The sequence below is a fragment of the Shimia sp. genome, from assembly GCF_965227725.1.
In the GTDB taxonomy this organism is placed as follows: Bacteria; Pseudomonadota; Alphaproteobacteria; order Rhodobacterales; family Rhodobacteraceae; genus Shimia.
On sequence record NZ_CBDDGH010000004.1, the window covers coordinates 424,504 to 450,408 of the forward strand.

At 58.0% G+C, this 25,905-nt stretch carries 24 protein-coding genes; 11 read left to right on the forward strand and 13 right to left on the reverse strand.

The window, feature by feature from the left end:
- Window positions 1-78: 78 nt before the first annotated feature.
- A complete protein-coding gene (locus ACO07T_RS09875; protein ID WP_422049253.1) occupies window positions 79-1,524 on the reverse strand; it encodes a mechanosensitive ion channel family protein in 1,446 nt (481 codons plus the stop codon).
- 267 nt (window positions 1,525-1,791) lie between these two features.
- On the opposite strand from ACO07T_RS09875, the gene leuC reads away from it, so the two are divergent.
- The 6 genes from leuC to leuB all read left to right on the forward strand — a co-directional run bounded on the left by leuC (window position 1,792) and on the right by leuB (window position 8,321).
- Window positions 1,792-3,198 carry a 3-isopropylmalate dehydratase large subunit gene (gene leuC, locus ACO07T_RS09880; RefSeq protein WP_209058636.1) on the forward strand — a complete coding sequence of 469 codons (1,407 nt, stop codon included), beginning with the start codon at window positions 1,792-1,794 and terminating at the stop codon, window positions 3,196-3,198.
- 437 nt (window positions 3,199-3,635) lie between these two features.
- Window positions 3,636-4,241 carry a 3-isopropylmalate dehydratase small subunit gene (gene leuD / locus ACO07T_RS09885; protein ID WP_209085421.1) on the forward strand — a complete coding sequence of 202 codons (606 nt, stop codon included), beginning with the start codon at window positions 3,636-3,638 and terminating at the stop codon, window positions 4,239-4,241.
- 63 nt (window positions 4,242-4,304) lie between these two features.
- Window positions 4,305-4,862 (forward strand): GNAT family N-acetyltransferase, encoded by a 558-nt coding sequence (locus ACO07T_RS09890; RefSeq protein ID WP_422049254.1) that lies wholly within the window; start codon window positions 4,305-4,307, stop codon window positions 4,860-4,862.
- 477 nt (window positions 4,863-5,339) lie between these two features.
- Window positions 5,340-6,089, forward strand: coding sequence for a hypothetical protein (locus ACO07T_RS09895; protein ID WP_348539448.1), 750 nt, complete (start codon window positions 5,340-5,342; stop codon window positions 6,087-6,089).
- Between the two features lie 26 nt (window positions 6,090-6,115).
- Window positions 6,116-7,114: an endonuclease/exonuclease/phosphatase family protein gene (locus tag ACO07T_RS09900; RefSeq protein ID WP_422049255.1), complete on the forward strand. Its 999-nt coding sequence runs from the start codon at window positions 6,116-6,118 to the stop codon at window positions 7,112-7,114.
- A 103-nt stretch (window positions 7,115-7,217) separates the two neighbouring features.
- Complete coding sequence (leuB, locus tag ACO07T_RS09905; protein ID WP_422049256.1) at window positions 7,218-8,321, forward strand: 3-isopropylmalate dehydrogenase; 1,104 nt, start codon at window positions 7,218-7,220, stop codon at window positions 8,319-8,321.
- Between the two features lie 64 nt (window positions 8,322-8,385).
- Here the strand turns inward: leuB and ACO07T_RS09910 are convergent, their stop codons facing one another.
- The 5 genes from ACO07T_RS09910 to ACO07T_RS09930 all read right to left on the reverse strand — a co-directional run bounded on the left by ACO07T_RS09910 (window position 8,386) and on the right by ACO07T_RS09930 (window position 14,030).
- Window positions 8,386-9,051: an ABC-type transport auxiliary lipoprotein family protein gene (locus tag ACO07T_RS09910; protein ID WP_209076663.1), complete on the reverse strand. Its 666-nt coding sequence runs from the start codon at window positions 9,049-9,051 to the stop codon at window positions 8,386-8,388.
- A complete protein-coding gene (locus tag ACO07T_RS09915; RefSeq protein WP_422049257.1) occupies window positions 9,048-11,162 on the reverse strand; it encodes an MlaD family protein in 2,115 nt (704 codons plus the stop codon). The genes ACO07T_RS09910 and ACO07T_RS09915 overlap by 4 nt, the downstream gene beginning before the upstream one ends.
- A gap of 6 nt (window positions 11,163-11,168) precedes the next feature.
- Window positions 11,169-11,984: an ABC transporter ATP-binding protein gene (locus tag ACO07T_RS09920; RefSeq protein WP_422049258.1), complete on the reverse strand. Its 816-nt coding sequence runs from the start codon at window positions 11,982-11,984 to the stop codon at window positions 11,169-11,171.
- Window positions 11,981-13,111: an ABC transporter permease gene (locus tag ACO07T_RS09925; protein WP_422049259.1), complete on the reverse strand. Its 1,131-nt coding sequence runs from the start codon at window positions 13,109-13,111 to the stop codon at window positions 11,981-11,983. Before ACO07T_RS09925 ends, ACO07T_RS09920 begins: the two co-directional genes overlap by 4 nt.
- 127 nt (window positions 13,112-13,238) lie before the next feature.
- Window positions 13,239-14,030 (reverse strand): PaaX family transcriptional regulator C-terminal domain-containing protein, encoded by a 792-nt coding sequence (locus tag ACO07T_RS09930; protein WP_422049260.1) that lies wholly within the window; start codon window positions 14,028-14,030, stop codon window positions 13,239-13,241.
- Between the two features lie 134 nt (window positions 14,031-14,164).
- On the opposite strand from ACO07T_RS09930, the gene ACO07T_RS09935 reads away from it, so the two are divergent.
- From ACO07T_RS09935 to ACO07T_RS09955, 5 genes are all read left to right on the forward strand, one after another.
- Window positions 14,165-15,784, forward strand: a complete 1,620-nt coding sequence (locus ACO07T_RS09935) for an acyl-CoA carboxylase subunit beta (RefSeq protein WP_422049261.1) — start codon at window positions 14,165-14,167, stop codon at window positions 15,782-15,784.
- Window positions 15,785-15,880: 96 nt separating this feature from the next.
- Window positions 15,881-16,693 (forward strand): TIGR03084 family metal-binding protein, encoded by an 813-nt coding sequence (locus ACO07T_RS09940; RefSeq protein ID WP_422049262.1) that lies wholly within the window; start codon window positions 15,881-15,883, stop codon window positions 16,691-16,693.
- A gap of 3 nt (window positions 16,694-16,696) precedes the next feature.
- On the forward strand, window positions 16,697-17,554 hold the full coding sequence (locus ACO07T_RS09945) for a 3-keto-5-aminohexanoate cleavage protein (protein ID WP_422049263.1): 858 nt from the start codon (window positions 16,697-16,699) through the stop codon (window positions 17,552-17,554).
- Window positions 17,555-17,592: 38 nt separating this feature from the next.
- Window positions 17,593-18,339, forward strand: a complete 747-nt coding sequence (locus ACO07T_RS09950; protein ID WP_422049264.1) for a sulfite exporter TauE/SafE family protein — start codon at window positions 17,593-17,595, stop codon at window positions 18,337-18,339.
- Between the two features lie 82 nt (window positions 18,340-18,421).
- Window positions 18,422-19,330 (forward strand): rhodanese-related sulfurtransferase, encoded by a 909-nt coding sequence (locus ACO07T_RS09955; RefSeq protein WP_422049265.1) that lies wholly within the window; start codon window positions 18,422-18,424, stop codon window positions 19,328-19,330.
- Between the two features lie 69 nt (window positions 19,331-19,399).
- Here ACO07T_RS09955 and ACO07T_RS09960 read toward each other — a convergent pair whose 3' ends face one another.
- From ACO07T_RS09960 to ACO07T_RS09990, 7 genes are read right to left on the reverse strand one after another with little or no spacing between them, the layout of a single operon-like run.
- On the reverse strand, window positions 19,400-19,876 hold the full coding sequence (locus tag ACO07T_RS09960) for a class I SAM-dependent methyltransferase (protein ID WP_422049266.1): 477 nt from the start codon (window positions 19,874-19,876) through the stop codon (window positions 19,400-19,402).
- Window positions 19,873-20,628, reverse strand: a complete 756-nt coding sequence (locus tag ACO07T_RS09965) for a polysaccharide deacetylase family protein (protein ID WP_422049267.1) — start codon at window positions 20,626-20,628, stop codon at window positions 19,873-19,875. Before ACO07T_RS09965 ends, ACO07T_RS09960 begins: the two co-directional genes overlap by 4 nt.
- Window positions 20,625-21,767: a glycosyltransferase family protein gene (locus ACO07T_RS09970; RefSeq protein ID WP_422049268.1), complete on the reverse strand. Its 1,143-nt coding sequence runs from the start codon at window positions 21,765-21,767 to the stop codon at window positions 20,625-20,627. Before ACO07T_RS09970 ends, ACO07T_RS09965 begins: the two co-directional genes overlap by 4 nt.
- Window positions 21,764-22,351, reverse strand: a complete 588-nt coding sequence (locus tag ACO07T_RS09975; protein ID WP_422049269.1) for a histidine phosphatase family protein — start codon at window positions 22,349-22,351, stop codon at window positions 21,764-21,766. The genes ACO07T_RS09970 and ACO07T_RS09975 overlap by 4 nt, the downstream gene beginning before the upstream one ends.
- The gene (locus ACO07T_RS09980) at window positions 22,348-23,427 is read right to left on the reverse strand and encodes a glycosyltransferase family 4 protein (protein ID WP_422049270.1); all 1,080 of its coding nucleotides are present in this window, start codon (window positions 23,425-23,427) and stop codon (window positions 22,348-22,350) included. Before ACO07T_RS09980 ends, ACO07T_RS09975 begins: the two co-directional genes overlap by 4 nt.
- Before the next feature lie 4 nt (window positions 23,428-23,431).
- The gene (locus ACO07T_RS09985; RefSeq protein ID WP_422049271.1) at window positions 23,432-24,679 is read right to left on the reverse strand and encodes a glycosyltransferase family 4 protein; all 1,248 of its coding nucleotides are present in this window, start codon (window positions 24,677-24,679) and stop codon (window positions 23,432-23,434) included.
- Window positions 24,676-25,899: a glycosyltransferase family protein gene (locus ACO07T_RS09990; protein WP_422049272.1), complete on the reverse strand. Its 1,224-nt coding sequence runs from the start codon at window positions 25,897-25,899 to the stop codon at window positions 24,676-24,678. The genes ACO07T_RS09985 and ACO07T_RS09990 overlap by 4 nt, the downstream gene beginning before the upstream one ends.
- Window positions 25,900-25,905 lie beyond the last annotated feature (6 nt).

Sequence of the window (25,905 nt, forward strand, 5' to 3'; positions counted from 1 at the left end):
AAGATTTCGAAGAAAATGGGTCAGAGAGAGGGGGCCAGCCCCCAGCTTACGCGTTGCGCAAGCTTCCCCCGGGCTACTTTAAGAATGAGAAGCTGGATTGGCGAGATCCCCATTTGCCGCACTATCTTCCAACAGTCGCACCTCACGCTGTGGGAAAGGAAGCGAAATGCCGTGCTCCTTGAAGGCATCCCAGAGCGCGAGATAGACATTGCCGCGAATATTGGTCAGCCCGCCGGTGGGGTCCTTGATCCAAAACCGCAGAATGTAATCCACACTGCTGTCGCCAAAACCCACGATGTGGCACACCGGGGTGTTGGGATAGGTCAGCACGCGCTCCACGGATTTGGCTGCCTCCACCGCCACTTTGCGCACCAGATGTGGATCATCGTCATAGGCGGTGCCAAAATAGATATCGAGCCGCACAAAGGTGTCAGAATGGGACCAGTTCACCACCTGATTGGTGATCAAATCCTCGTTGGGAATGAGAAATTCTCGTCCATCGCGGGTGACCACACTCACATAGCGCGCGCCGAGGGAGTTGATCCAACCGAAGGTTTCCCCCAGCGAGATCACATCGCCGGGCTTGATGGATTTGTCCATCAGGATGATGAGGCCTGAGACGAGATTGGACACCACTTTCTGCAAGCCAAAACCCAGACCAACACCGACAAACCCGGTGAGAAAGGCAAGGCCGCGCAGATCAAAGCCGATGATTCTCAGCCCAACAAAGAAGGCCGCAGTATAAAGAAAGACCTGCAATAGCTTGCCAAAGAGCACGCGCATGGAGGGGGAGATATCTTCGCTGCGGCTCAGCCGGCTATCCACCTGACGCGCCGCAAGGCGGGCCAGCACAAATGTTGCGGCCAACATCAGAATCGCCTGCGCCATCATCCAAAGAGACACGCGGGTTTCGCCAAAGGTCAGCGACATGCTGTCCATCAAATCAACCGCGTCATCGCGCAGGCCCGTGAGGATGAGCGTCACCCAGATCCAAGCGCCATATCGCAACACCGCCCGCAGTGTGGTGTTTTGCACAACCCGCAAAACCACCACAACAAACAAGAAGGCAAGCGCCAGATTGGCGAGCTCGACCAAGAGATAAGACCGGCTTGGCCATGTCACCGCGCGCATCACCCAAACCGTGAACCAGATCAAAATGGTGAAGAAGATCAGCGCCATACGGCGATGCACCATCATGGCGTAGCGATAACGCCATTTGGGCCAACCTTCGCGCGTCTTGAGCCAGTCGTAGAATCTGGGCTTGAAGATCATCGCCAAAGCCGCTGCGATCACCATCAAGATCAAGGCGATCAACACCTGATAGGCTGCCCATGGCCGCGACAGGGTTTCGGCAAAAGCCACCACCTGATCCCAGATGCCCAGGGCAATTTCCGTGGTTTCAGCTGCGTCGTCGCTTTGGCTGATGGTTTCGGGGTGGTGCACAGCGCGATCTGCTGCCGCGATGCGATCCAATTCGGAAGGCGCTGCGCTGTCAGTCGGGCCTGAGATGGTCTCTTCTTCCATAAAACCAGTCTTGCACGCCAAACCGCTTGCAGCAACGCGCAGACTGCACAGTGCATCCTTGGGCGGCTTCTGCTTGAAGGAATCTTTTGGCAGGTATAGATGGGTGACATGAAACGCATCTATGACATCGACGACCGCGCCTTTTTACCTTGGCGTTTCTTTGGTCAATCCAAATCCGTCATCGCCGCCCTATGAAAGTGCGGCGTGCGTTTGCGCGCCTGTTTGACAGCCAAAGTTTCAGCTACACAATCAGAATGGAGAGGACCCATGTCCCCCAAAACGCTTTATGACAAGATCTGGGATGCCCATGTGGCACACGAAGCCGAAGACGGCACCAGCTTGCTTTATATTGACCGTCACCTCGTTCACGAAGTGACCAGCCCGCAGGCCTTTGAGGGCTTGCGCATGACCGGCCGCAAAGTGCGTGCACCGGAGAAAACCATCGCTGTGCCGGATCACAACGTGCCAACCACCAAGGGCCGTGAAAACCCGGAGCAGATGACCGAGGAAAGCCGCATTCAGGTGGCCGCGCTCGACAAGAACGCCAAGGAATTTGGTGTGCATTACTATCCGGTGTCTGACGTGCGTCAGGGCATCGTGCACATCGTTGGCCCGGAAAACGGCTGGACCCTGCCGGGCATGACCGTGGTTTGCGGCGACAGCCACACCGCGACCCACGGCGCATTTGGATCGCTGGCCCATGGTATCGGTACTTCCGAGGTGGAGCACGTTCTGGCCACCCAGACGCTGATCCAGAAAAAGTCCAAGAACATGAAGGTGGAAATCACCGGCAAGCTGAACCCGGGCGTGACCGCCAAGGACGTGACGCTGGCCATCATCGGCGCCACCGGCACCGGCGGTGGCACCGGCTATGTGATCGAATACTGTGGGGAGGCGATCCAGTCGCTGTCCATGGAAGGCCGGATGACCGTCTGCAACATGGCGATTGAAGGCGGCGCACGTGCTGGCCTGATCGCACCTGACCAGACCACCTTTGATTACTGCAAAGGCCGTCCGCACGCGCCAAAAGGCGCAGCATGGGAGCAGGCCGAGGCCTATTGGCGCACGCTTTACACCGATGAAGGTGCGCATTTTGACAAGGTCGTCACCCTAAAGGGCGAAGACATCCAGCCGGTTGTCACCTGGGGCACCAGCCCTGAGGATGTTCTGCCAATCACCGGTGTTGTCCCGGCACCTGAAGACTTTGAAGGCGGCAAGATTGAAGCGGCACGCCGCTCCATCGAGTACATGGGGCTGACCCCTGGCCAGAAGCTGACCGACATCGAGATCGACACAGTCTTCATCGGCTCCTGCACCAACGGTCGTATCGAAGACATGCGCGCCGTGGCGGAAGTGGTCAAAGGCAAGAAGATCAAAGAGGGCATGCGGGCGATGATCGTTCCGGGCTCCGGTCTTGTTCGGGCGCAGGCGGAAGAAGAAGGTCTTGCAGACATCTTCAAGGACGCCGGCTTTGAATGGCGTCTTGCGGGCTGCTCCATGTGTCTGGCGATGAACCCTGACCAGCTGTCGGAAAACGAACGCTGCGCCTCGACGTCCAACCGGAATTTCGAAGGCCGCCAGGGCTACAAAGGCCGCACACACCTTGTGTCGCCTGCCATGGCTGCTGCGGCTGCGATCACCGGCAAGCTGACGGACATCCGGGAACTGATGTAAGGCGGATCCTCTCATAGGCCTGTCGGGCGCTGCTTTGGTAGCCGCGCGTCAGGGCTATGGGAGGCAACAACCCAGTTTCTTCAACCAGGCAACACGCAACGTCATGTTCACATCCTTTGATCCTATGGTGACCAACTGTGTAGGCACGGCCCCTTTCTCAGGGCTGTCCGTGCCCCCATCTCAGTTGAAGCCGCGGCAGAATGTCGCGGCGCGCACCGCGCAGAGCACCCCGCTTTGCGCAGGAAAGGAGACTGAAAATGATCCGTGTTGTATTGCCGACTATCTTAGCTTTTGCCAGCCTGATGGGCCTGTGGGCCATCACCGCGACCGTGATTGCGTAACGCAAGCTGTCAAAGCTAATATCTCTATCGAACACCCGATGGTCGGCGCGACCGTTGGGTGTTCTCGTTTTTGAATCGCTCTGAAAGGACGATAGAATGAAAAAGTTCGAAACTTTCTCCGGTATCGCCGCGCCTATGCCGCTGGTGAACATCGACACAGACATGATCATCCCCAAGGTCTTCCTGAAGTCCATCGAACGCACGGGCTTTGGCAAGAACCTCTTTGATGAGATGCGCTACAACCGCGACGGCACAGAAATCCCAGATTTCGTGCTGAACAAACCACAGTACCGCAGCGCGCAAATCCTGATCGCGGGTGACAACTTTGGCTGCGGCTCTTCGCGTGAACACGCGCCTTGGGCGCTGGACGATTTCGGCATCAAGGTGATTGTGTCCACCTCCTTTGCTGACATCTTCTTCAACAACAGCTTCAAGAACGGCATGCTGCCGATCGTTCTGCCACAAGAGCAGGTGGACGTATTGATGGCCGATGCGGAGAAGGGTGAAAACGCCCGCATGACCGTGGATCTGGAAGCGCAGGAAATCACAACCTCGGATGGCGACGTGATCAAATTCGAGGTGGATGCGTTCAAAAAGCACTGCCTGCTCAATGGTCTGGATGACATTGGTCTGACCATGGAGAAAGAAGCCTCTATCGACGCATATGAGGCCAAAGCCGGGGCGGAGCGCCCTTGGGTCTAACCCTTCGCTGACGCACTTCAGGCGCTGCCCCACCCGGGCGGCGCTTTTTTCTTGAGGGATGTGATGGATCTGACCAACCGGTCATTTGAAACCGAACGTTTGCTGATCCGCAGTTGCGAGCTGGCGGACGCTGCCACTCTTGCGCAGCTAATGACACCCTCGATCAGCCAGTGGGTGGCCGCATGGCCAACACCACTCACCGCTGAGGACGTGCGTGCGCTTCTGAAGGGCTACATTGAGGCCGCAAAGTCAGGCAGCACTTTTGCGTCTGTCGTGGTCGATAAGGAAACCCGCGCGCTTATTGGCTGGCTCAAGATCGACCTTTCCAACGCCTCTCAAACGACGGGCGCCAAGTTCGGGGAATTTGGCTATTGGATTGGCGAAGCCTACCACCGCCAAGGTTATGCCTTTGAAGTGTCATGCGGCGCGCTGGACTTCGGGTTTGACACTCTCGGGCTGGAAACAATGCGCACGGGCGCGCAGGTGAAAAACCACGCCTCCCTCAGACTTCTTGAGAAACTTGGCATGGAGCCCGTTGGCGTTGAACGCGTCTGGGCCCCCGCCAGACAACGCCACGAAGAGTGCGCGTTTTGGCAACTGAAGAACCCAAGCATCTCATAGGTTGATTGAACGACTAAGGCGGCTCTCGCCAAAGCTGATAGCGCAATCCGCAATTGCGGCACAATTGTGGCAATCCCTCCCGCACGAAAATATCTCTGTTGATTCTCAGTGCGTTATCCGACGCCAGAGTGGCCTATCCGACGAACTGCGCCAAAACACCGCCTTTTAAGGCCGTTATTGATGCATTCGGGCATCACATGGCCCTGAGCACCGCCCAATCTTAATCATTTCTCAAACAAATCCTTGAGCCGCGCCAAATTCCGGCGTCAAATTGTGGCGGAAATGGGGCAAACCGCCATTAAGTGCGGATAAAGACGGGATAAGTTCGCGGCAATGTATCGCGGCGTCCGGTTGAAGGGTACTACGGCAGTGATAGGCAGAATAATAGGAGCGGGCACACGCGCAGGCTTGGTTGCGTTGCTGTTTGCTTTGCCAGCGATAATCTTACCATCGATCAGCTCTGACGCAGTTCAGATCATGATGCTCTTTGCGTTGTTTTCTGGCTGCCTTGTGTTCATCGAATATGTATCTAGCGCGCCCTCCATCATTGAGTTTCGCTATGCACCGCCATTTAACAGGCTCCGTTTCCTGGCGATCTTCTTCACGGTTTTTGCACTCTCTGTGATTGCCCGTGGCGAAGTCGCCCCCAACGCATTCACCGCCTTTCTGCACGCTCTTGGGATCATTGTCGGCGACGCGATTGATTTCCCATATTCGCCAGTGCGTCTGATGGTGATCATGCTACCAAACAATGCCTCAGCGGAATTGGTGCATCAGGTCCGCACTGCGTCAGGCCTGTCTTACCTGATCTCGCTGATCACTTTGGTGGTGTTCTTCTTCTATCTGCGCATTCTGGGATGGCCCGCACGCAATGGCGCATTCAATGTCTGGGTCAATCTGCCACTGTTCGACCCGACAGCGGGCGGAGATGTGATGCCCCGTTTGCAACGCGATGGCCGTCTTAACATTGCGTTAGGGTTTCTTATGCCATTCTTAATTCCGGCGATCATTCAGATGATGTCGGATTTGATTGACCCGATCTATCTGAGCGACCCAAAGACAATGATCTGGACAATCAGCGCATGGGCATTTGTACCCGCCAGCATGATCATGCGCGGCATGGCCATGACCCGTGTTGCGACTTTGATCAACGAGAACCGACGTCGCGCTTATGCGGCATCTCGCAGCGCGCACGCGCAGCAGTCTCAGGTTTCCTCCACCGCCTGATCCAAACACTTTGGGCAATTGGCCTGTTGTGCACGCCTGTCTGGGGAGAAACCATCCGTGTTGCGACCTATGACGTGGAGCTTTCGCGCAAAGGCCCCGGCCTCATGCTGCGTGACATTCAGCGCAACGACGATCAAACGCAGGCGATCACCCAAGTGGTCGCACACATCGCACCAGATATCCTGTTCCTGCAAGGTGTGGATTATGACGCTGACCTGCTGGGATTGAAGGCGCTGCACGATCGCTTTTCCGAGGCGGGCTTGAGCTATCCCCACCTCTTTGCACTAAAGCCAAACACCGGCATACCCACGGGGTTGGACATGAACGGCGACGGCTATCTGCACGATGCAGAGGACGCACAGGGGTTTGGACTGTTTCAGGGGGCATCAGGAATGGCAGTCCTCGCGCGCTGGCCCTTTGGAGAGGTGCGAGATTTCAGCGGACTTTTGTGGCGTGATTTGCCAGAGGCACAACTGCCAAGAGTGGACGATAGCCCGTTTCCTTCGCAGGAGGCTCAGGCAATCCAACGGCTTTCGACCGTCGGTCACTGGTCACTGCAGGTGACACCGCCAAACGGCACGCTCGCGCTGATGCTCTTTGCCTCCGGACCACCAGTCTTTGATGGGCCGGAAGATCGAAATGGGCGGCGCAATGCCGATGAAATCCGACTGTGGCACCATCTGCTGGATGGAAAGCTCGGCCCCGCCCCCGAGCGCCCTTTCGTCATCATGGGCGGCGCAAATCTTGATCCGCACTCCGGAGAGGGACGGCGTCATGTGATTGCAGACTTGCTTGCGGATCCCCGACTGCAAGACCCGCTCTCAGATGCTGGACCCACCGTTGACTGGAAGGAGCCGACGCCAGGAGACCTGCGGGTCGACTACCTCCTACCCTCGGCAAACATCACAGTGGAGCGTGCAGGTGTGTTCTGGCCCAAACCGCCTGATCCGGACGCTGCGCTTCTGGAACACAAGACCACACCGGCCAGCCGTCACCATATCGTTTGGGCCGACATTCGATATTGATCGGTTTCTCAAGCATTCCAGCGCATTCAAGCCCCTTGTTTCTTGATCTTTTGCGCCTGTCTCGCTAACCCGTAGCGAACCCAAAGGATCAAGGACGACACCCATGAGCAACCCTTCGCTTCTCATCCTCGCCGGCGACGGCATCGGCCCCGAAGTCATGACCGAAGTTCAGCGCGTTATCGGCTGGTTTGGCGACAAGCGCGGTCTGAAATTTGACGTGAGCGAAGACCTCGTGGGCGGCGCAGCATACGACAAACACGGTGTGCCGCTGCATGACGACACCATGGCGAAAGCCCAAGAGGTAGACGCGGTTCTACTGGGTGCTGTGGGCGGCCCGAAATACGACGATCTGGATTTCTCCGTAAAGCCGGAGCGCGGCCTGCTGCGTCTGCGCAAAGAGATGGACCTTTTTGCCAACCTGCGTCCGGCACAGTGCTTTGACGCGCTGGCAGACTTCTCCTCGTTGAAGACCGACATCGTGTCCGGCCTGGACATCATGATCGTGCGCGAGCTGACCGGCGGCGTATACTTCGGCGAGCCACGTGGCATCTTTGAAGAAGGCAACGAACGTGTGGGCATCAACACCCAGCGTTACACCGAAAGCGAAATCGAGCGTGGCGCGCGCGCAGCGTTTGAACTTGCGATGGTGCGCGACAAGCATCTGTGTTCCATGGAAAAAGCCAATGTGATGGAAAGCGGCATTCTGTGGCGCGAAGTGGTGAACGAAGTTGCCAAAGACTACCCAGAGGTAGAACTTTCCCACATGTATGCCGACAACGGCGCGATGCAGCTGGTGCGCGCACCCAAACAGTTTGATGTGATCTACACCGACAACCTGTTTGGCGACATCCTGTCTGACTGTGCGGCGATGCTGACCGGCTCTCTGGGTATGCTGCCATCTGCGTCCCTTGGCGCACCGATGGCCAATGGTCGCCCGAAAGCGCTCTATGAGCCGGTACACGGCTCCGCACCGGACATCGCAGGCCAAGGCAAAGCGAACCCCTGCGCCTGTGTGCTCTCCTTCGCGATGGCGCTGCGCTATTCCTTCAATGAAGGTGCCGAAGCAGATCGTCTGGAAGCGGCTGTTGAGAAAGTGCTGGCAGACGGCGTGCGCACTGCAGACCTGATGCAGTCCGAAGGTGAGACACCGGTCTCCACCTCCGAGATGGGCGACGCCCTGCTCGCGGCCCTGGACGCCAGCCTCTGATCGCGGGCTTTCATAACCAAAACAAAAGGCGCCTCATCTGGCGCCTTTTTCTTTGAGCGTTTGCTTATTGCAACGCGGGTCGCGGGTTCTTTTGCGCGTGGCTGTAAATCGAACGGACGCTCCACTCCACGGAATTGCGCATTGTGCGCCCGAGGGCTGTGTCAAACGCCAGAATAACATCTTCGATCTCATCGCTCGCTGTCTGCACCACAGCTTCAAACGACTTTGAGTCGATGATCTGGTTATTAAACGAGTCCACGATTTTCAGGTTAAGACGCACATCGATCTTGAGGGCTTCGGTGCCTTCAATTTCGACGACCGGGAGTCGCGCCTGAAACTCACGCAGGTCGGTTACAATCACATAGTCCGGACGCAAGCCAACGCTTGAACGGCCAACCGAGCGGACTTTGCCACTGTTCTCATAGCTTTCCACCAGCAGGTTCTGCACAATCACCGGCGCGCGGTCGACCCAGCGGGCACGGGGCAGATATTCGATCTGATAAGGTGTCGGCTGTACCGCAATCTGATCGGTGTTCACCGCAGACGAAGCTGTCGGCTCTTCCACCACGATTTGCTGGCGAATACGCGGAAGCCCGGAAGCAAAAGTGCTTTTGGGGGTTAGCGTATAAAGATCTGTTGGCGTCGTCGCACGATTGAGGGTCTCAATCCCTGTGCACCCAGAAAGCGCCACCGCGCCCAGCATCATGCCTGCCCATACCAGTCGCATCATCGACGAAACTCCGATCCTTGAGTGCCCAGAAGGAACCGAGCTGGATCACGCCTGATCAGCTCAACCAACCGGTCCATGTTGTTTATGAGAAACCGCGCTTCTTCCACGAAACGGGTGGCCTGCGGCAGACCGATGCGGAAGAACTCCGTCACCTGACGCTCGTTTTGCGCAACGATGCCGTCAAGGCGACCCAATAGGGCCGAGGCGGATTGCGAGGCGGCAAGCACCTCATCTGCAGCGCGGTCAATGTCATCCGTCACGCCGTTGACCGTGCCGGACACAGCGGAAACAGCGCCGCTGATATCTGTGAGAATGCCAGAGATCTCTTCATCCAGAATGCGGTTCACACCGGTGAATGTCTCCCGGGCGGTCCCCAGCGTGTCATCTGCTGTTTCCATCGCTTCAGTGATTGCGGCGAGTGTCACATTGGAGCGCGCAAATGTGTCTGTGGCCGCAAGCAGCGCCGCACTGCCCTGCTCCGACAATGTATCGAGATCACCGGCGGCCCCCACCGCAAGCGCGTCAATGTTGCCAATCATCGTGTTGGCAGATTTTGCCGCCGCGCTGATATCGGCAACGAGATCAGGGAGTTCTGTGTCCACAGTTGTTCGAATGGTGTCGAGCGCATCACGCGCACTGGTCGCCGCCGCGCGCGCCTCGGCGACAAAGGCTGCCCCGTCCCCTTCAACCAAAGTTGTGACGCTGTCTGCGGTTGCATCAACCGAGCGCAGCATTTCATCAGACAGATCCAGCGCCTCATCCAGATTGGCCAAAGTGGACTGCGCCTGAGCAAGGCGCGCTGTGGCCTCGGCAATCAACAGAGCGCCTTCTGTGGAAATCGAAGACACGCCGGTTTCAATCACAACCAATGTCTCATTGGCCTGATCCAACAGGGGCGGCAGCTTGGTGTCAGCCAGTGAACGCACCGAACTGAGCGTTTCCGTCGCCTCATTGGCAAGCGGTTTGATATCTGTGCTCAGCACCTCGTTGGCGGTATCTGAGGTCACACGCACAGAATTCAGCGTATCCGTTGCTGTGTTGGTCGCTGTCTCAAAAGCCGCAATCGCGCTTTCAGATTGATCGACCCGTGCCTTGATGCTGCTGCCCACTTCTTCGTAGCGGCTCATCAGGTTTGAAGCGTCTTGCCCCACCTGAGCCACCTGTGTTTCGAGTACTGAGGCGGTGTCCTGCACCTGCTGCACCAGTGCAGGCAGGCGTTCTTCAACCAGATTGCGTGCTGATTGCAGCGTGGCCAGCGCGGAAGGCTCAAGCACCGTCACAACGCCTTCGAGGGCGGCGGCGGCGTCCGCACCGCGGCTGATGAAATCACTCAACTGATCCTTCATCAGCGCATCCGCCGTGCCAAAAGCGCTTTCTGCGTTGCGCAATGTGCCTTCGGTACGATCAGCGGCCACGCGAATGCTGCCAAGCGTTGTTGTAGCCTCTTCCAAGGTTTCCTCTGCCGTGTCGGAAAGTTGCTCAAGTCGACCAGTGAACGCCGCAATCTCACGCGCCGCGCTTCCTACATCCGTCGAAAGGGTTTCAAATTCAGATAGCGTGCGATCAAGCCGCCCTGACGCGCTTGAGAGGTTCTCAAGCAGCGATGTCACGGCCTCTGTGTTTTCGTCACTCACGACCGATTGCAGCCGCTCCAGAAGCTCAATGGCCTTCCCCATAAGCTCTGGCGCGCTTTCTACAACGGATTGCAAGGCACTTGCTTCCGTTGGAATTTCGCCAAACTGAGGCAAGGCCTGCGCCTCGGGAGTGCCGCCGGAAAGCGCCACAAAGCTCACACCGGTCACGCCCTGGCCCTGAAGCTTCGCAATCGTGTCGGTCTTCACGGGGGTGTCCGCGCCAACTTCAATGCGCACGCGCACCCGCGAGGGATCTTCGTCGTCGAGCTCCAACATCACAACCTGCCCAACCGGCAAGCCATTATAGCGGACGCCGCCCGCCATCCCGAGGCCCGACACATTTTCAAAAAGAACGTCATAATATGCGTACTGCCGCTCCAGATCGACTTTGGCGAGCCAGAACACAAACAGGAAAGAGCCGATCAAACCGACCAGCGCGAACACCCCAATCAGGAGGTAGTTTGCCCGTGTCTCCATCTGCCCTTAACTCCTACTGCCTTTGACCTGCGCCGCACGCGCGCGTGGTCCCGTAAAATATTCCTGAACCCAGGGATGATCGACATCTGTCATGGTCTCAATCGGCCCTTCTACCAGCACGCGCTTCTCTGCCAATACGGCAATCCGGTCACAGATGGCATAAAGGCTGTCCAGATCGTGGGTCACCATAAACACGGTGATACCAAGCGCGCGCTGCAATTCCCCAATCAAATCGTCGTAGGCGGCCGCGCCGATCGGATCGAGACCCGCCGTCGGTTCATCCAAGAACACGATCTGCGGATCAAGTGCCAAAGCCCGCGCCAAAGCGGCCCTCTTGCGCATCCCGCCTGACAGTTCGCTTGGCAGCTTCTCACATGCAAAATGCGGCAGCCCTACAAGCCCGATCTTCAGCGCGCCAAGATCTTTCATCAGGTTTTGGGAGAGTTTGAGATGCTCGCGCATCGGGGCCATAACGTTTTGAAGAACCGTGAGACTGGAAAACAGCGCCCCGTCCTGAAAGGCGACACCCCAGCGGGTTTCAACCTTGCGGCGCTCGGCTTCCGGGGCGTGCAGCACATCAGTGCCAAGCACCTCGATGCGGCCAGCCGCCGGACGGTTCAGCCCGACAATCGTGCGCAGCAGCACGGATTTACCGGTGCCGGACCCACCAACGATACCCAGCACTTCACCTCGCCAGACATCCAGATCCAGATTGTCATGCACCACCTGCTTGCCAAACTGATTGCGCAAGCCGCGCACCTTGATGACCGCTTCACGCTCTTCTGCGACAGCGCTTGCGGGTTGTGTCTCCACCACGTTCATATGCCCAGCTCCGCGAAGAAGATCGAAAACAGAGCATCCAAAGCGATCACCAGAAAGATGCTCTGCACCACGCTTGAGGTGGTCCGTTGCCCAACGCTGGTAGAACTGCTTTTCACTTGAAAGGCCTGCCAACAGGCCACAACGCCGATCACCAGCGCAAAAAACGGGGCTTTGACCATGCCGACTAAAAGGTGGCTTACATCCGTGTTCTCATACAGCCGGGTGACAAACATGCCCGGGCTGACACCAAGGTTGATCCAGCTCATGAGAGCACCGCCAAAGAGGCCAAACAAATTGGCCACAAAGCCCAGCAATGGCAGCATGATCAGGAGTGCCAGAACGCGCGGCACCACCAGCACGCGCACGGGATCAAGCCCAAGCGTTTGCATCGCGTCAATTTCCTGCTGCACTTTCATGGATCCCACCGAGGCCGTGAAAGCCGATCCTGACCGGCCAGCGACAATGATCGCGGTGAGCAGGATCCCCAGTTCCCGGAGCACGGAAATCGAGATCAATTCAACAACGAAGACTTCCGCGCCAAAGCGCTGCAATTGTGTGGCCCCCTGAAAGGCCAGAACCACGCCGATCAGAAAACCCATGAGCCCAATGATAGGCACAGCGTTGAATCCGGTGTCCTGCATATGGGTCACGAGCGACGCCCAGCGCAACTTGTGCGGACGAGACAATTCGCGCGTCAATGCCGCGAGTGTTTGCCCCAAGAAACTGATCAATGAGAGCGCATTGTGATAGCCCCCGACCAAAGACTTGCCCCACTCCTCCAGCCAGGCCCAGGCTGAATGCGCGGCGGCGTCTTGCACCTCTTCATCCGGAGCCGCAGCGGAAACCGTGCGAATAAGAGCCAGCTGATCCTGCGCACCACCATCAATGGCAACCTCCGCTCCCGCACGGCTTAGTCTGTCGCGCAAATGCTTGACCATCCAGGCGCCGCCTGTGTCCATCGCCGTGAGATCAGAAAGATCGACCCGCACCGTGCCTGTATTTGCCGAAACCTGTGAAAAAGGTCTCTCCATCTCTGCAAGATGTTCAGTCAGAAGCGCACCGGACAAACGCACAACCGTCTCGTTACCCGTCGCTTCGACGTGCAGGTTGGGGCGCTTGTTGGTCATGAAACCAACACCATCTGGCTTGAGGCATACGCCACTTTCGTCCCGGTCATTTTGGTCCCAAATGCGTGGAGTCGTCTTGCGTCCCGCCACCTTTATCAAACCGCCTCAGCGCTTTAAACCCCAAGGGCTATCGCAGCGGCACCCGTTGCTCCAAAGCGTCAATCTTTGGGCGTGGCAAATGCTGAAATGCCCGCAGGACCATCTGCCGCGCGCGCGCGCCTTCCCAATCCCTTGGCAACACCAGATCCTGCACCGCCCCGTGCCTCAAACACAGACGACGCCAGTGATGCAGCACCACAAGCCTCAGGCTCGTTCGGTCAAACAGATCTTCAGGCACCGGATGCGCAAGCACCTTTTCCACGACAGAGGCGAGTTCATCATATTCCGCGCGCATCACCTGAGGCGCCACGGTCTCCGTAACCCACTCTGGCATATCACTGGGCGCAAAGGCGCTCAGCAGGCAGCCCTGCGGGGTCTCTGACAGATTGCTCACCAAGGCGCTCCGGGTCGACAGCGGCACGGCACCTGCAGGCAAAAGGGCCTCAAACTCCGCGACGGTTAAGGATGGCTCTCCAATCAGCAAACTCACGGTCGCAGCGGCCTTTCCCTTGGCACCGTAAACCTGTGGACGTGCGCGCTCCGTCGCGGCCCATCCTTCTGCGGACAGACGATGCGCAGACATACGTCCGCGCTTTTCGGTAACCACCCACCCGTCCCGCCGGAGCCGGTGCAGCGCCACACGCAGCGCCTGATTGTTGATCCCAAGCGGCCGTACCAATGCATCCAGAACCGGCCCGGAAACCCAGCTCTCTTCATCCTGCAGAAGATCACCCAAAATGGTCACGACAACCGACCAAACCTTGATCGGACCACAGTCGCGCACCGCCTTAATATCTTCTTGCAGATCAACCTGTTGCATAACCCCTAGTTTACGCTTGCTGCAGCGCAACAACAAGCGGGGCACGTTGCGTCACATGCACTCTCCCTTGATGCGCGTAGCGACCCGGCCCATGCTGAGGTGGAATAGGGACCGCTTCAGGAGGAGGAGCCCCCATGTGGAGGAGCACATCCATCTCGCCAGACTCACCGGAGTTTGCCGCGAACCGCACCGCTATGTTGGCGGCGGTTGAGGACCTGCGCGCCCTGGAGAAGCGGACCGCAGATAAATCCGAACAACGCCGAGAGCATTTCGCCGCACGCGGGCAGATCACCCCGCGCGAACGACTGGGACGCCTGCTGGACCCTGGCATGGCGTTTCTGCGCCTACACAGCCTTGCGGGCTATCTCCAAGACACCGACGATCCAGCCACCTCCCTGCCCGGCGCAACCTTTTTGATGGGGATCGGCTTTGTCTCAGGTGTGCGCTGCATGGTTGTGGTGGATGACAGCGGCATAAACGCCGGCGCACTTTCGCCAATGTCTTTGCAAGCCATACTGTCTGCGCAAGACATCGCCTTACGCCAAAAGCTGCCATTTGTGCATCTGGTCGAAAGCGCAGGGGCAAACCTGATGAACTACCGGGTAGAAGATTGGGCTCTGGGTGGCGGCGTCTTTCGCAATCTTGCCCGCCTTTCTGCCGCAGGCCTGCCCACCATTGCCGTGCTGCATGGTCCGTCCACCGCTGGTGGCGCCTATATGCCGGGATTGTCTGACTATGTGATTGGCGTGAAGAAAAACGGGATGGCAGCGCTGGCGGGTGCGGCTTTGGTAAATGCAGCAACGGGCGAAGTCGCCAAGGACGCAGACCTCGGCGGAGCAGAAATGCACGCGACCACCTCCGGCCTCGTCGAATATCTGGCCGAAGATGACCTTCACGCAATCGCTCTGGCGCGCCGCGTGATATCCCGGCTCGATTGGAACCGAGACTTACAGATGCCCGAAGTCCGCAACTTTGACGCCCCCGGCTATGATACTGACGAGATTGCGGGCGTTGTCCCGGCTGACTGGACCACCCCCTATGATGCGCGTGAACTTGTTGCACGGCTGGTGGATGGCTCAGATTTTGATGAATTCAAATCCGGCTTTGGCGCTGCGACACTCTGCGTCCAAGCTCAGATTCATGGCCATACAGTCGGTATCATTGCCAACAACGGCCCAATTGATCCGGCGGGCGCCAACAAGGCGACGCACTTCATACAAGCCTGCGATCAGGCCGGTACGCCGCTTGTATTCTTAAACAACACCACAGGCTACATGGTCGGCACCGCCTATGAGCAGGCGGGAATGATCAAACATGGCTCTAAAATGATCCAAGCGGTCAGCAATGCCCGCGTGCCCAAAATCACGCTCTACTGCGGCGCCTCTTTCGGAGCGGGCAACTACGGCATGTGCGGTATCGCCTATCAACCTGATTTCCTGTTCTCTTGGCCCACCTCGCGCTCCGGTGTCATGGGCGGGGCGCAGGCCTCCAAAACCATGTCGCTCGTGGCGCGTGCTGGCGCTGCCCGCAAGGGTGTGGAACTTGATGAAGCGCGTATCGCGAAACAGGAAGCGGCCATCGAACATCTCTTTGATGCACAAAGCTCCCCCTTCTTCACCTCCGGAAAGGTCCTTGACCATGGCGTGATCGACCCCCGCGAAAGCCGAAAGGTGATCGCCTTCTGCCTGGACACCGTGGCGGAGGCGCGACGCCGCAAAATCAACCCCAACAGCTTTGGCGTGGCGCGGATGTGACGATCCCTGCCCCGACCTCGGCCAAGTCTGAACGCCACATCAAAATACTCAGCCGCGCATCAACTCCGCACGAAGCCCCACCGTGAAAGACCAATTATGACCCTCACCCAAGCTGACGACTTCCTCACCGAATCCGAAACGTTACACGCCGCCATCGCAGACCTGAGCGACGCGGAGTTGCGTATGACAACCCAGTTCAAAGACTGGAGCATCGAAGATGTTCTTTTGCATCTGCATTTCTGGAACATCGCCGCTGATCTTTCTGCCACCGATGAGAGCACGCTGCAAAAACAAGTTGGTGCCGTCATGGCCTCACTCGAAGACACCGGCTCGATGCGCGGCGCGGAAAATGCGGCGATCACCGAACGCGGCACCGCTTTGCGGAGCCTTTGGATCAACAAAGTGCGTGATATGGCGCCCCGCTGGCGCGACATGGATCCCAAAGCGCGGCTCAGCTGGGTGGGGCCCTCCATGTCAGCACGTTCTTCGATCACCGCGCGCCAGATGGAAACCTGGGCGCATGGCTTTGAGATTTTTGACCTGCTCGGCAAGGCCCGCATCGAGGAGGACCGGATCAAAAACATCGTCGTGCTTGGGGTAAACACATTCGGCTGGTCCCATCAGGTTCACAGCCTGCCGGTGCCTGAAGTCATGCCAAAGCTCTCTCTCGCTGCTCCGTCCGGGGACGTCTGGTCCTTTGGTGAAGATACCGAAAACACCATCAGCGGGTCGGCGGTCGACTTCGCTGCAGTTGTCACACAAACTCGGGCTTTTGCCGATACCTCATTAATCGCCACCGGCAACGTGGCGCAGACATGGATGGCCAACGCGCAATGCTTTGCTGGCCCGCCTGAAACGCCACCTGCGCCGGGCAGCCGTCACCGCCTGAGCGCCACAGACCACGGGTGATCCATGGACAAGGCGATCCTCACCTGCGCGCTGAATGGCGTGCTAACCGACCCAGCAAAGCACCCCGTGCCCGTCACCCCGGCACAATGTGCCGCCTCCGCGAGAGAAGCCATGGACGCGGGCGCAAGTGTGATCCACATCCATTTCCGACAGCAAGAGCCTAACAAAGGCCATTTGCCAAGCTGGGATCCTCAGGTGGCAGTGGAAATTGTTGGGGCAATCCGCGACGCCTGTCCGAATATCCTGATCAACGCGACCACCGGCGCAATCGGGCCGGACTACTCCGGCCCCCTCAATGTTCTGCGTGCCCTGAAACCGGAGATCGCCGCCTGCAACGCTGGCTCGCTCAACTACCTGAAACTGCGGGCAAACGGGGATTGGGCCTGGCCGCCGATGCTGTTTGAAAACACTCCTGACAAAATTCAGGAGCATCTTGACGTGATGGCTCAGACGGGCACCCTGCCGGAATTTGAGTGTTTTGACACTGGCATCGTGCGCTCCGTTGCCATGTATGTTGCCAACGGTATGACCAGACGTGCGCAGTACAACCTCGTGATGGGCGTCGCCTCCGGCATGCCGGTCAGCCCAGTGCTTTTGGAGTTTCTGCTGGCCTACCTCATGGAAGGCAGCTATTGGCAGGCAACACTGATCGGCCGCGCTGAGATCTGGGAAACCCACCAGAAGGCAGCAGATCTGGGTGGGATGCTGCGCACGGGCGTTGAGGACACGTTTTACCTGCCCGGTGGTGAGAAAACGCGCTCCAATGGCCAACTGGTCGAAGCCCTTGCGACCTGCGCGCGCAATGCAGGCCGGGCGATTGCGTCACCGGAGGAGGCACGCACGATCTTGGGGATATCCTAGGTGCTTGATCCTGTTCTCTTTCCCGCCATAGTGACCGGATGATCGACTTTCTGCCGCCAGACCTTGCCCAAGCTGCCGCCATCGCACTGCTGCTGACGAGTTTCGCGGGGTCTTTCATCACGGCTGCGTTTGGCATTGGCGGGGGCGTCGCCTTTCTGGGGGCTTGCGCAATCTTATTGCCACCCGCTGCAATCATCCCTGTGCACGGAGTTGTGCAACTCGGCTCCAATGCGATCCGCGCGTTGATGTTCCTGCGCCATGTACTCTGGGCAGCCCTACCCGCCTTTGTCATCGGCTCCGTCGCGGGCGTCGCGATTGGCGGTAGCGTTGTGGTCAGCTTGCCGGGCTGGCTTGTTCAATCCGTCGTCGGCCTCTTCATCCTCTGGGTGGTGTTTGCCAAACCACCCAAATGGCTCTCCCGCTGGCCCCTCATCACAGGGCTTCTGTCCAGCTTCCTGACGATGTTCTTTGGCGCAACCGGTCCCTTTGTGGCGGGCTATGTCAAAACCTTACAACTCGATCGCCACAAGCATGTGGCCCTACAAGCCGCAATGATGACTGTGCAACACGGGCTCAAGGTCGTGATGTTTGGCCTCTTAGGGTTCGCCTTTGCGGAATGGGCGCTTCTGATTGCCGGCCTGATCGCGTCGGGTGCCTTGGGTACTTGGGTCGGCAAACAGGTACTCGGCAAGATGAGCGACCACGGCTTTCATCGCATCCTCAACGTGATCCTCGTGTTGCTCGCATTGCGCCTCATCTGGGGCGGGGTGGGTGCGTTTTTCTGACGCCACTTACTGAGTTGATTGGACCTTATGCCACATGCTGAGCAGCCTTGAAGCACGGCAAAAATGGGCGTAATGGACCGACATGTTTACAGTATGCGCCCTCTACCACTTTACCCGTTTTGACAATCATGCGGCCCTGCGTCCGCCATTGATGGAGCTTTGCCTGAAAGAAGGCATCACCGGCACTTTGCTGCTGGCCCATGAAGGGATCAACGGCACCATCGCTGGCCCACGCAAAGGCATCGATGCGGTGATTGCTCATATTCAGTCCCTGCCTGGCTGTGCGAATTTCGAGTGGAAACTCAGCACCGCCGCCGAAAAACCCTTTCCGCGGATGAAGGTGAAACTCAAGAAAGAGATTGTGACGCTTGGCCAGCCCAATGTCGATCCAACCGCGCATGTGGGCAACTATGTGAACCCCGAAGACTGGAACGAGCTGATTCAGTCCCCCGACGTAGTGACCATTGACACGCGCAACGACTACGAAGTGGCGATTGGCACGTTCCAAGGTGCCATTGATCCGGAAACCGCCTCTTTCCGCGATTTTCCCGCTTGGTGGGACGAGAACAAAGAGCGCTTTCACAACAAGCGCGTGGCCATGTTCTGCACGGGCGGGATCCGTTGTGAAAAATCGACCAACTTCCTGATGAGCCAAGGTGTCGAAGACGTGTATCACCTCAAAGGCGGCATTCTGAAATACCTCGAAGAGGTGCCTCAAGAAGAGAGCACCTGGGATGGCGAATGCTTTGTATTTGATGGGCGCGTGTCAGTCGGACACGGACTGAAAGAAGGCCCGCATCTGTTGTGTCACGCTTGCCGCCGCCCGATCATGCCGGAAGACCAAAACCGTCCTGAATATGAGGCAGGCGTCAGCTGCCATCACTGTGTCGACGAATATTCGGAAAACGACAAGACCCGTTTCCGGGAGCGTCAGAAGCAGATGGAGCTGGCACGTCAGCGCGGCGAACAGCACATCATCGGCGTAGATTGATCAGATCCAAAATCAGACTTAATAGTCAGCTTCTGAACCAAAAAGCCCGGTCAGTGACCGGGCTTTTCTTTATGTTCTATAGAAATAATAGCGTTCAGGCGCGACCGTTGTCGGACCACGCACTTGCTCAAAGCCCACCAAAGGTTGACCAGAGACAAGCACTCCGCCAGGCAACATGATTTTTTTGATCAGCTCTGAGAGGCGTGCGGCTTCGGCAACGTCTTTTGCCTTGTCACCAAAACCAAAATCATAGTGCGCCATAGCGATCTTGGTGCCGTCCGCTGCCATCTTGTTGAGCATCTCTTCGGCTTCGCCCTGCAAGAAGTCTTCCTCAGGTGGCACACAGGAGGGGTGACAGTTCAACGCGCGATCGATCACCCAGATGCGGCGATCTGCTGCGATTTCCCGGATGTGATCATAGGTGCGCCCGTTGCCAAGGCCCATGTCCAGAAAGTCGCCCTTGAGGCTGTCCACCATGGTGTTGGCCCATTCCAGCCCATCCGCCTGAGCGGCCAAGCGGCGCATCATGCTGTTCAATCGGCTCATAATTCGCCCTTTCGGTCGTGGCGATAGAGCCGCACAGGCCCTTCGCAAATCTCTTTCAAAAACTGTTCGGAAAAATTCCAGATATCGTCGTCATGCACAAGATGGTGGGTCAAATAACCCAAGGGCTCGTGATTGTCTGTGAGGCCAGCGCGCCGATCCTTCAGCAGGGCAACGAGCTGTGCAACCAAGGCTTCCGGCGCCACCAACCCTCTGGTGCCCCGCCAATAGATCGGATCCAGATGGGTGTTGATCTGCGCTACACCGGGCGCTGCGAAAGGCTGATTGCGCGGCTGATAGGTGGACACCGCATCATACCCGAGCGCGGCCAAAGCAGGCATCAATGCCACATCCATTCTGTTCCATGGTGGGACAAACATCATCGCCAGACGATTTCCGAACAGCATTGTCATCCGCTCTAGTGCCGCAGCCAAATCCGCTTGCGCCACCTCAGGCGGGCGACCGGCTCCGAACTCCGCGTTCTTGATCCCCTCAGGAGTATGGCTCAGATGCGCCCATCCATGCACAACCGGCACAAACGTGTCGTGGAGTGTCTGCGCCAAGTCCGCGGTCACTTGCTTGGGAATGATTGCCAGATGCACCGGCAACTCGACTGCGGCGCTCAGTGCCCCGAGGTGGTCCAACGCTTCGCTTGGTGCCACCGCATCATCATCACGCCACCAGAACGGCAGTGTCAGCCCGGCAGCACGCCACTCCCGAAATTCTGCTCTGAGCGGCCCCCAGTCAAACTTCACCCGCGCTTCTCCGCGAGCAGCTTCTGGGCGATACGCACGCTGCCTGCTGCCCCGTCCATGCGCATATCGGTCGGCGGCTGTCTCCCATGCGCCAACACCCGCTTCAGTTCAGAAAGCAGGTTATCAGGGGTCAGATCCACGGAACTTAAGACTTCAATGCCCGGCTGTCTGGCCAGCGCGCGGGCCCGCAGCGTCTGCTCCACTTCGCCCGCATCAGAAAACGGTACAAAAACCGTGGGTACGCCAGTCTGCAACACATCGAGCGCTGTATTGTACCCGCACATGCTAACCGTGGCTTCGGCGTTCAACAGCATCTGGCGAAAGTCCGGGCTCACCGGCTCGATGATGATGGTGGGATCATTGGCGATGGCCTGCAATTCTGATACCCGTGCGTCTTTGTCGGCACCTCCCACCAGCAGCCGCCAGCGTAGCGGACTGCGTTTCGCAGCGGCAATCGCACATTTATAAAGCTCTTCCCCAATCGAGCCACCACCCGTGCTGACAATGACCTCTCCGACGCCAGGACCATTCTCGACTGCGACCGGTGCCGCTGGGGCAACGTAGCCCGTATAGTGCAACATGGCTCGCACATCATTGGTAACGGGCCAGCTCACGTCAAATGTGGTGAGTTCTTCATCCGAATGCACTAGCACGCCGTCATAAAACTGCTTGAGTAGATCCCGTGTATCTCCGGCCTTGCTGACCTTGGAGGGTGGCTCCAGAATATCGCGCACCGACGACAGCACAACGGGTCGCGTTTCAAGCGCATGAACTGCCTCGAGAAGAGCAACAAACTCCTTGGCCAAGCTGCGCCGTCCAAAAGGGTACAGCTCGGTTATCACAACATCGGGTTGCATATCATTGACGGTTTTCACCGCCATTGCGCGACGCGCTTCCAGATAATCGCCGTCAGCAACCCGGTTTTGATCGGTGAGTAATTTTTTGAACTCCACCCCGTCAGAAGCCACCGGAGGCAATTGGATCAACGGTACATCATCGGTGTTGAGGTGCGGCGCGGGACGCCCTCCTGACAGCACAACCGCATCATGCCCATCTGCCACAAAGGCGCGCGCCAAATTGAGCGCACGAGACAGATGCCCTGTGCCTAAAAGGTGGGTAACAACGATCAAAACCTTCATACGCTGCGCCTCTCCAAACGAATTATCTCCGGGTCTGCGACCCTAATCATATCGTCCTGAAGTTCCACCACAAAAAGTCGGTTTCGTTTCACGGCGAAAGGGGCAGGACCATCGAAGTTCCAGCCATGCGCTTTGGCCAAGATCATGCGCATGATGCCAATATGACAAACCGCAAGCGTGTCCCGTTCGCGGGCAAAGAGCCAAGGCGCGATGCGTGCCCAAACCTCACGTGGGCTTTCCCCTTCTGGCGGGCGATAATCCCATCCCCACGCCTCAATATCACGAAAGCCGCTATTGGGATCGGCCTGCAGGTCGACACCTTTCTTGCCCTCCCATTGGCCCCAATCCATCTCCGTCAACGCATCCATCGTTTCAGGGGACCGTCCAGCGACAATCTCTGCCGTTTCCCTTGCACGGGCCAGAGGGCTGGACACAAGATCGGCCTCTCCCCAAGGAGCTGGCAGGGCAAACTCCGACAAATCCACACGCGCTTGATCATCCAACGGAATGTCCGTGCGCCCCTGAATTTGATGGGCGCGGTTCCAAGGCGTATGGCCATGTCGCATCATCGCAAGTCTGATCATGATCTCTCTTTCATCAGAGGATGCAACGCACCCCAGATTGTCTTTCTGGCTGCGGGTAGCAAATGCCGCGACTGCACCAAAGTCCTTGCCGCTTCAGATCGCAACCTGTGGTGCGCAACATCGCTGAGCACGCGACCAAGCGCTTCGGCGAGTTGTTCTGGTGCGCCCTGTGCAATCAATCCGCCTGCCTCGACGACTTCGTTGACGCCAGCTCGGTCCTCCGCCACCACCGGCACGCCATGCGCCTGTGCTTCCAGATAAACCATGCCAAAGGCTTCATTCACGCCGGGCCAAAAGAACACCTTTGCCCGCCCATAGGCATCCTCCATACCCGCAGCATCGAGCGCCCCCAAGAAGCGGACGCGATCGCCAAAAGGAACCATCATCTTGGCAACTTCGCTGCGCATTGGCCCATCACCGGCGATCTCTAACTGCCAAGGGGCATTCCCCATGTGTCGGAGCGCCTCTGCCGCAATCTGATAAGAAGACAGCTTGTCTCCCGCGCGCATCATGCCCGCCATGAACACGTTCTGAGTTTGCGCACTTGCTGGCTCCGGCAATGCCTCCATTGCCAGAAACGGCGATAAGCCGACGAGCTTCTCAGCGCCTAATGTGGCGCGCAACGCGATGGCATCGCGCTCTGTGAAACAGAAAATGGCGTCGGCGGCCTCGCAAGCGGCCATCGCCCGCCGCTCAAAAGCATCCCACGGCCCGCCCAATCGTTTGCTGGCAAGAGTTGCTTCCACCAGCAAGTAAGGGATGCCAAGCGCCTTTGAGACTGTTGGGCCGAGCAGATCAGGCGCTTTGTAGTAATTGTGATAGGTCACCCAAGCCTGCCACTCTTCACGACGCCCGCGCGCGATCAAGGTTTCGGCTTCTCGCCGCGCCTGCTGGATCAACTGCGATTGGTGCGCGGCGCTCCCTTGTTTGTCCAAACTGCGAAGCTCAGACACAAGCACAGACTGAGCGTCATCTGTGCTCAACACCCGCATGAGGTTGCGTGCGATTTCGCGCTCACCAGACGGAACCGTATGGTTGGGCGATTTCAAGGGCGCATAAAATGCAATCCGCCCCATCGCTTTACCCCCTCTGATCCGCCGTCACGGCAGCTTGCAACCGCGCATCCAGTTGCGCAATACCCGGCTGCATCAAGAAAGACGTTGTCAGCCGTACATAGGCCGCTTCGGCCAGCTGCGCGCGCAGTGCCGGTTCACGGGCTAATCGCTCCATCGCCTCGGCCAGAGCCTCCGGAGCATCACTGCTCAACACGCCATGCTCCCCATCGGTGATGAACTCCGGAATGGCAGATACCGGCGTGGAAAGCAGGCACAGCTTCTGGCTTGCGGCCTCCATCAGCACATTGGGCAAGCCGTCCCGATCCCCATCCACAGCAACACGACTTGGCAGTACAAAAACATCTGAGACACGCAAGGCTTCAATCACCTCGGGCTGATCACACGCGCCGCGCCAGACAATGCGGTCCGCGATACCCAGTCGTTCTGCTTCCGCCTTCAAAACCGCGCCGGATCCGCCTCCACCGATATGCTCCCATCGCCAGTTCAAATCTTTAGGCAGCAACGCGAGGGCTGCGATCAAACGATCAAAACCCTTCTTTTCCACAAGCCGCCCTACGGAAAGAAAGCGTGCCATCCCATCAGGTTCGCGAGGCACCGGCGGTTCTGGAAATCGTGTCAGATCCAACCCGTGATAGACCAATTCCACGCGGTCATCCCGATCTGCCAGCTCTACGAGGTGACGCGCGCCCACGCCTGTGCAGGTCGCCAAAAAGGCCGCGCCATGTGTGTCTGCCTGCAACTTCTCCCGTTTCTCCCATTCGGGTGAGGTCCAAATATCTTTGGCGTGTGCTGAGACCGACCAAGGCAAATCCCGCATGATCGCAGCATAGCGCGTGACAGAGGCTGGCGTGTGCATGAAATGGGCATAGAGGACATCAATGTCGCGCGGCAATTCCCGGGCCAAGACACAGGCCTGCCCAAAGCGACGCACACGGTTGCGGGTGATATCCCGCCGCAAATCTTTAAGCCATACAGCCGCAGCTTTCCAAAACTCTGGCTTAGACATACCTGCAAAAACGCTGCGCAACACGCGCAGGGGTTCTTGGTGCAGGTATTCCGGCAGATAATGCACCGGCGCTTTCAAACGATCATGCAGCGGATGGCGTTTCTTATCGGTGGGAAACCGCAGCGACCAAAGCGCCATATCGTAGCCGGTCTCTTCCAGCGCCACCAACTCCTGCGCGATAAACGTCTCTGACAGGCGGGGCCAGCCTTTGACCACCACCGCCACCTTCGGTCTTTGAGAAGTCATGCGACGCCTTGTGTCTGCGGCTGGGTATTTGGCTGAGAGATGCCCAGCATGGCGAGCGTGCGTTCAGACACCACATCCAGCCCGTCCAAAAGCCCCGGCACAAAGGCACCGCTTGGTTTCGGTTGGTGCGGAATGCCGCGAATAGCAGCGATCATCGCTTCGGGCGTGAAACCATCACGACGTTCGTCCAGCATGCGCACCAAGCCGAGGCTTTCGGCGCGGCTCGCGCGGATATGTTGTTCCATACGCGGGCGGGTGCGCGGAACAATCACGACAGGTTTGTCAAAGGAGAGCACTTCGCAAAAAGTGTTATAGCCTCCCATCGATACGATACCCTGCGCGCCTTGCATCAAGGTTTCCATGCGGCTGTCAAAGCCGACCGCATGCACGCGCCCGTTCAGTTTGGCCACGCGCGCCTCAAAGTCTGCACGCACTTCGCCAGACAGAAACGGCCCGTAAACCAACAGCGCGCGTGGGGAGAGATCCGGATCCGCCTCATAGGCGCACAGCACCAGATCCACCATGCCAGCGCCATCACCGCCGCCACCGGGGGTGACGAGGATATAGGGCTCAGACGGGGGTTCATCATCGCTAAAGGCTTCACGCTGCAGATAGCCCGTGAAGGTCATTTTATCGCGAAACTCTTGGGTAAGCTCCAAGCCCGCTGTGGGATCATAAATCGAGCGCAGACCGTAAATCCAAGTCTCATCATAATAGCGCTCCGCTGCCTCAACGGCACCTTTGCGCGCCCATTCGGCCGCAAGAACATTGGGCTCGTCCAGCACATCCCGAAGACCAAGGATCAGATGCGCCTTGCGCTTCAGTTTCAGCCATTCCAGTGCGGGCAACAGCTCGCCGCGAAAACCGGTGGGCTCTTTGTCCACAATCAGCACATCTGGATCGAAGTGTTCGACAGTTGCCTTGATCAACCCGGCGCGAAGCGCAGTGGTTTCGTCGATATGAAGACCTAGGCGCTCGCTTTCGTAGTTCCCATCCAGTGTTTTGGTCACGCCGGGCAGGCGGATATGGTCCACATTGTCGGGAAATGAAAACCGCCCGGCCACAGGAGATCCAGTCAGGATAAGCGCAGAGATACGGCTGTCCGCCTGCGTGATCGCGGTCGCGAGGGCACGCGAGCGGCGCAAGTGGCCCAGCCCGTAAGTGTCATGGCTATACAGCAGCACACGCGGAGACGCATTGGCCGCCAAGTTGCCTTTCATCGAATG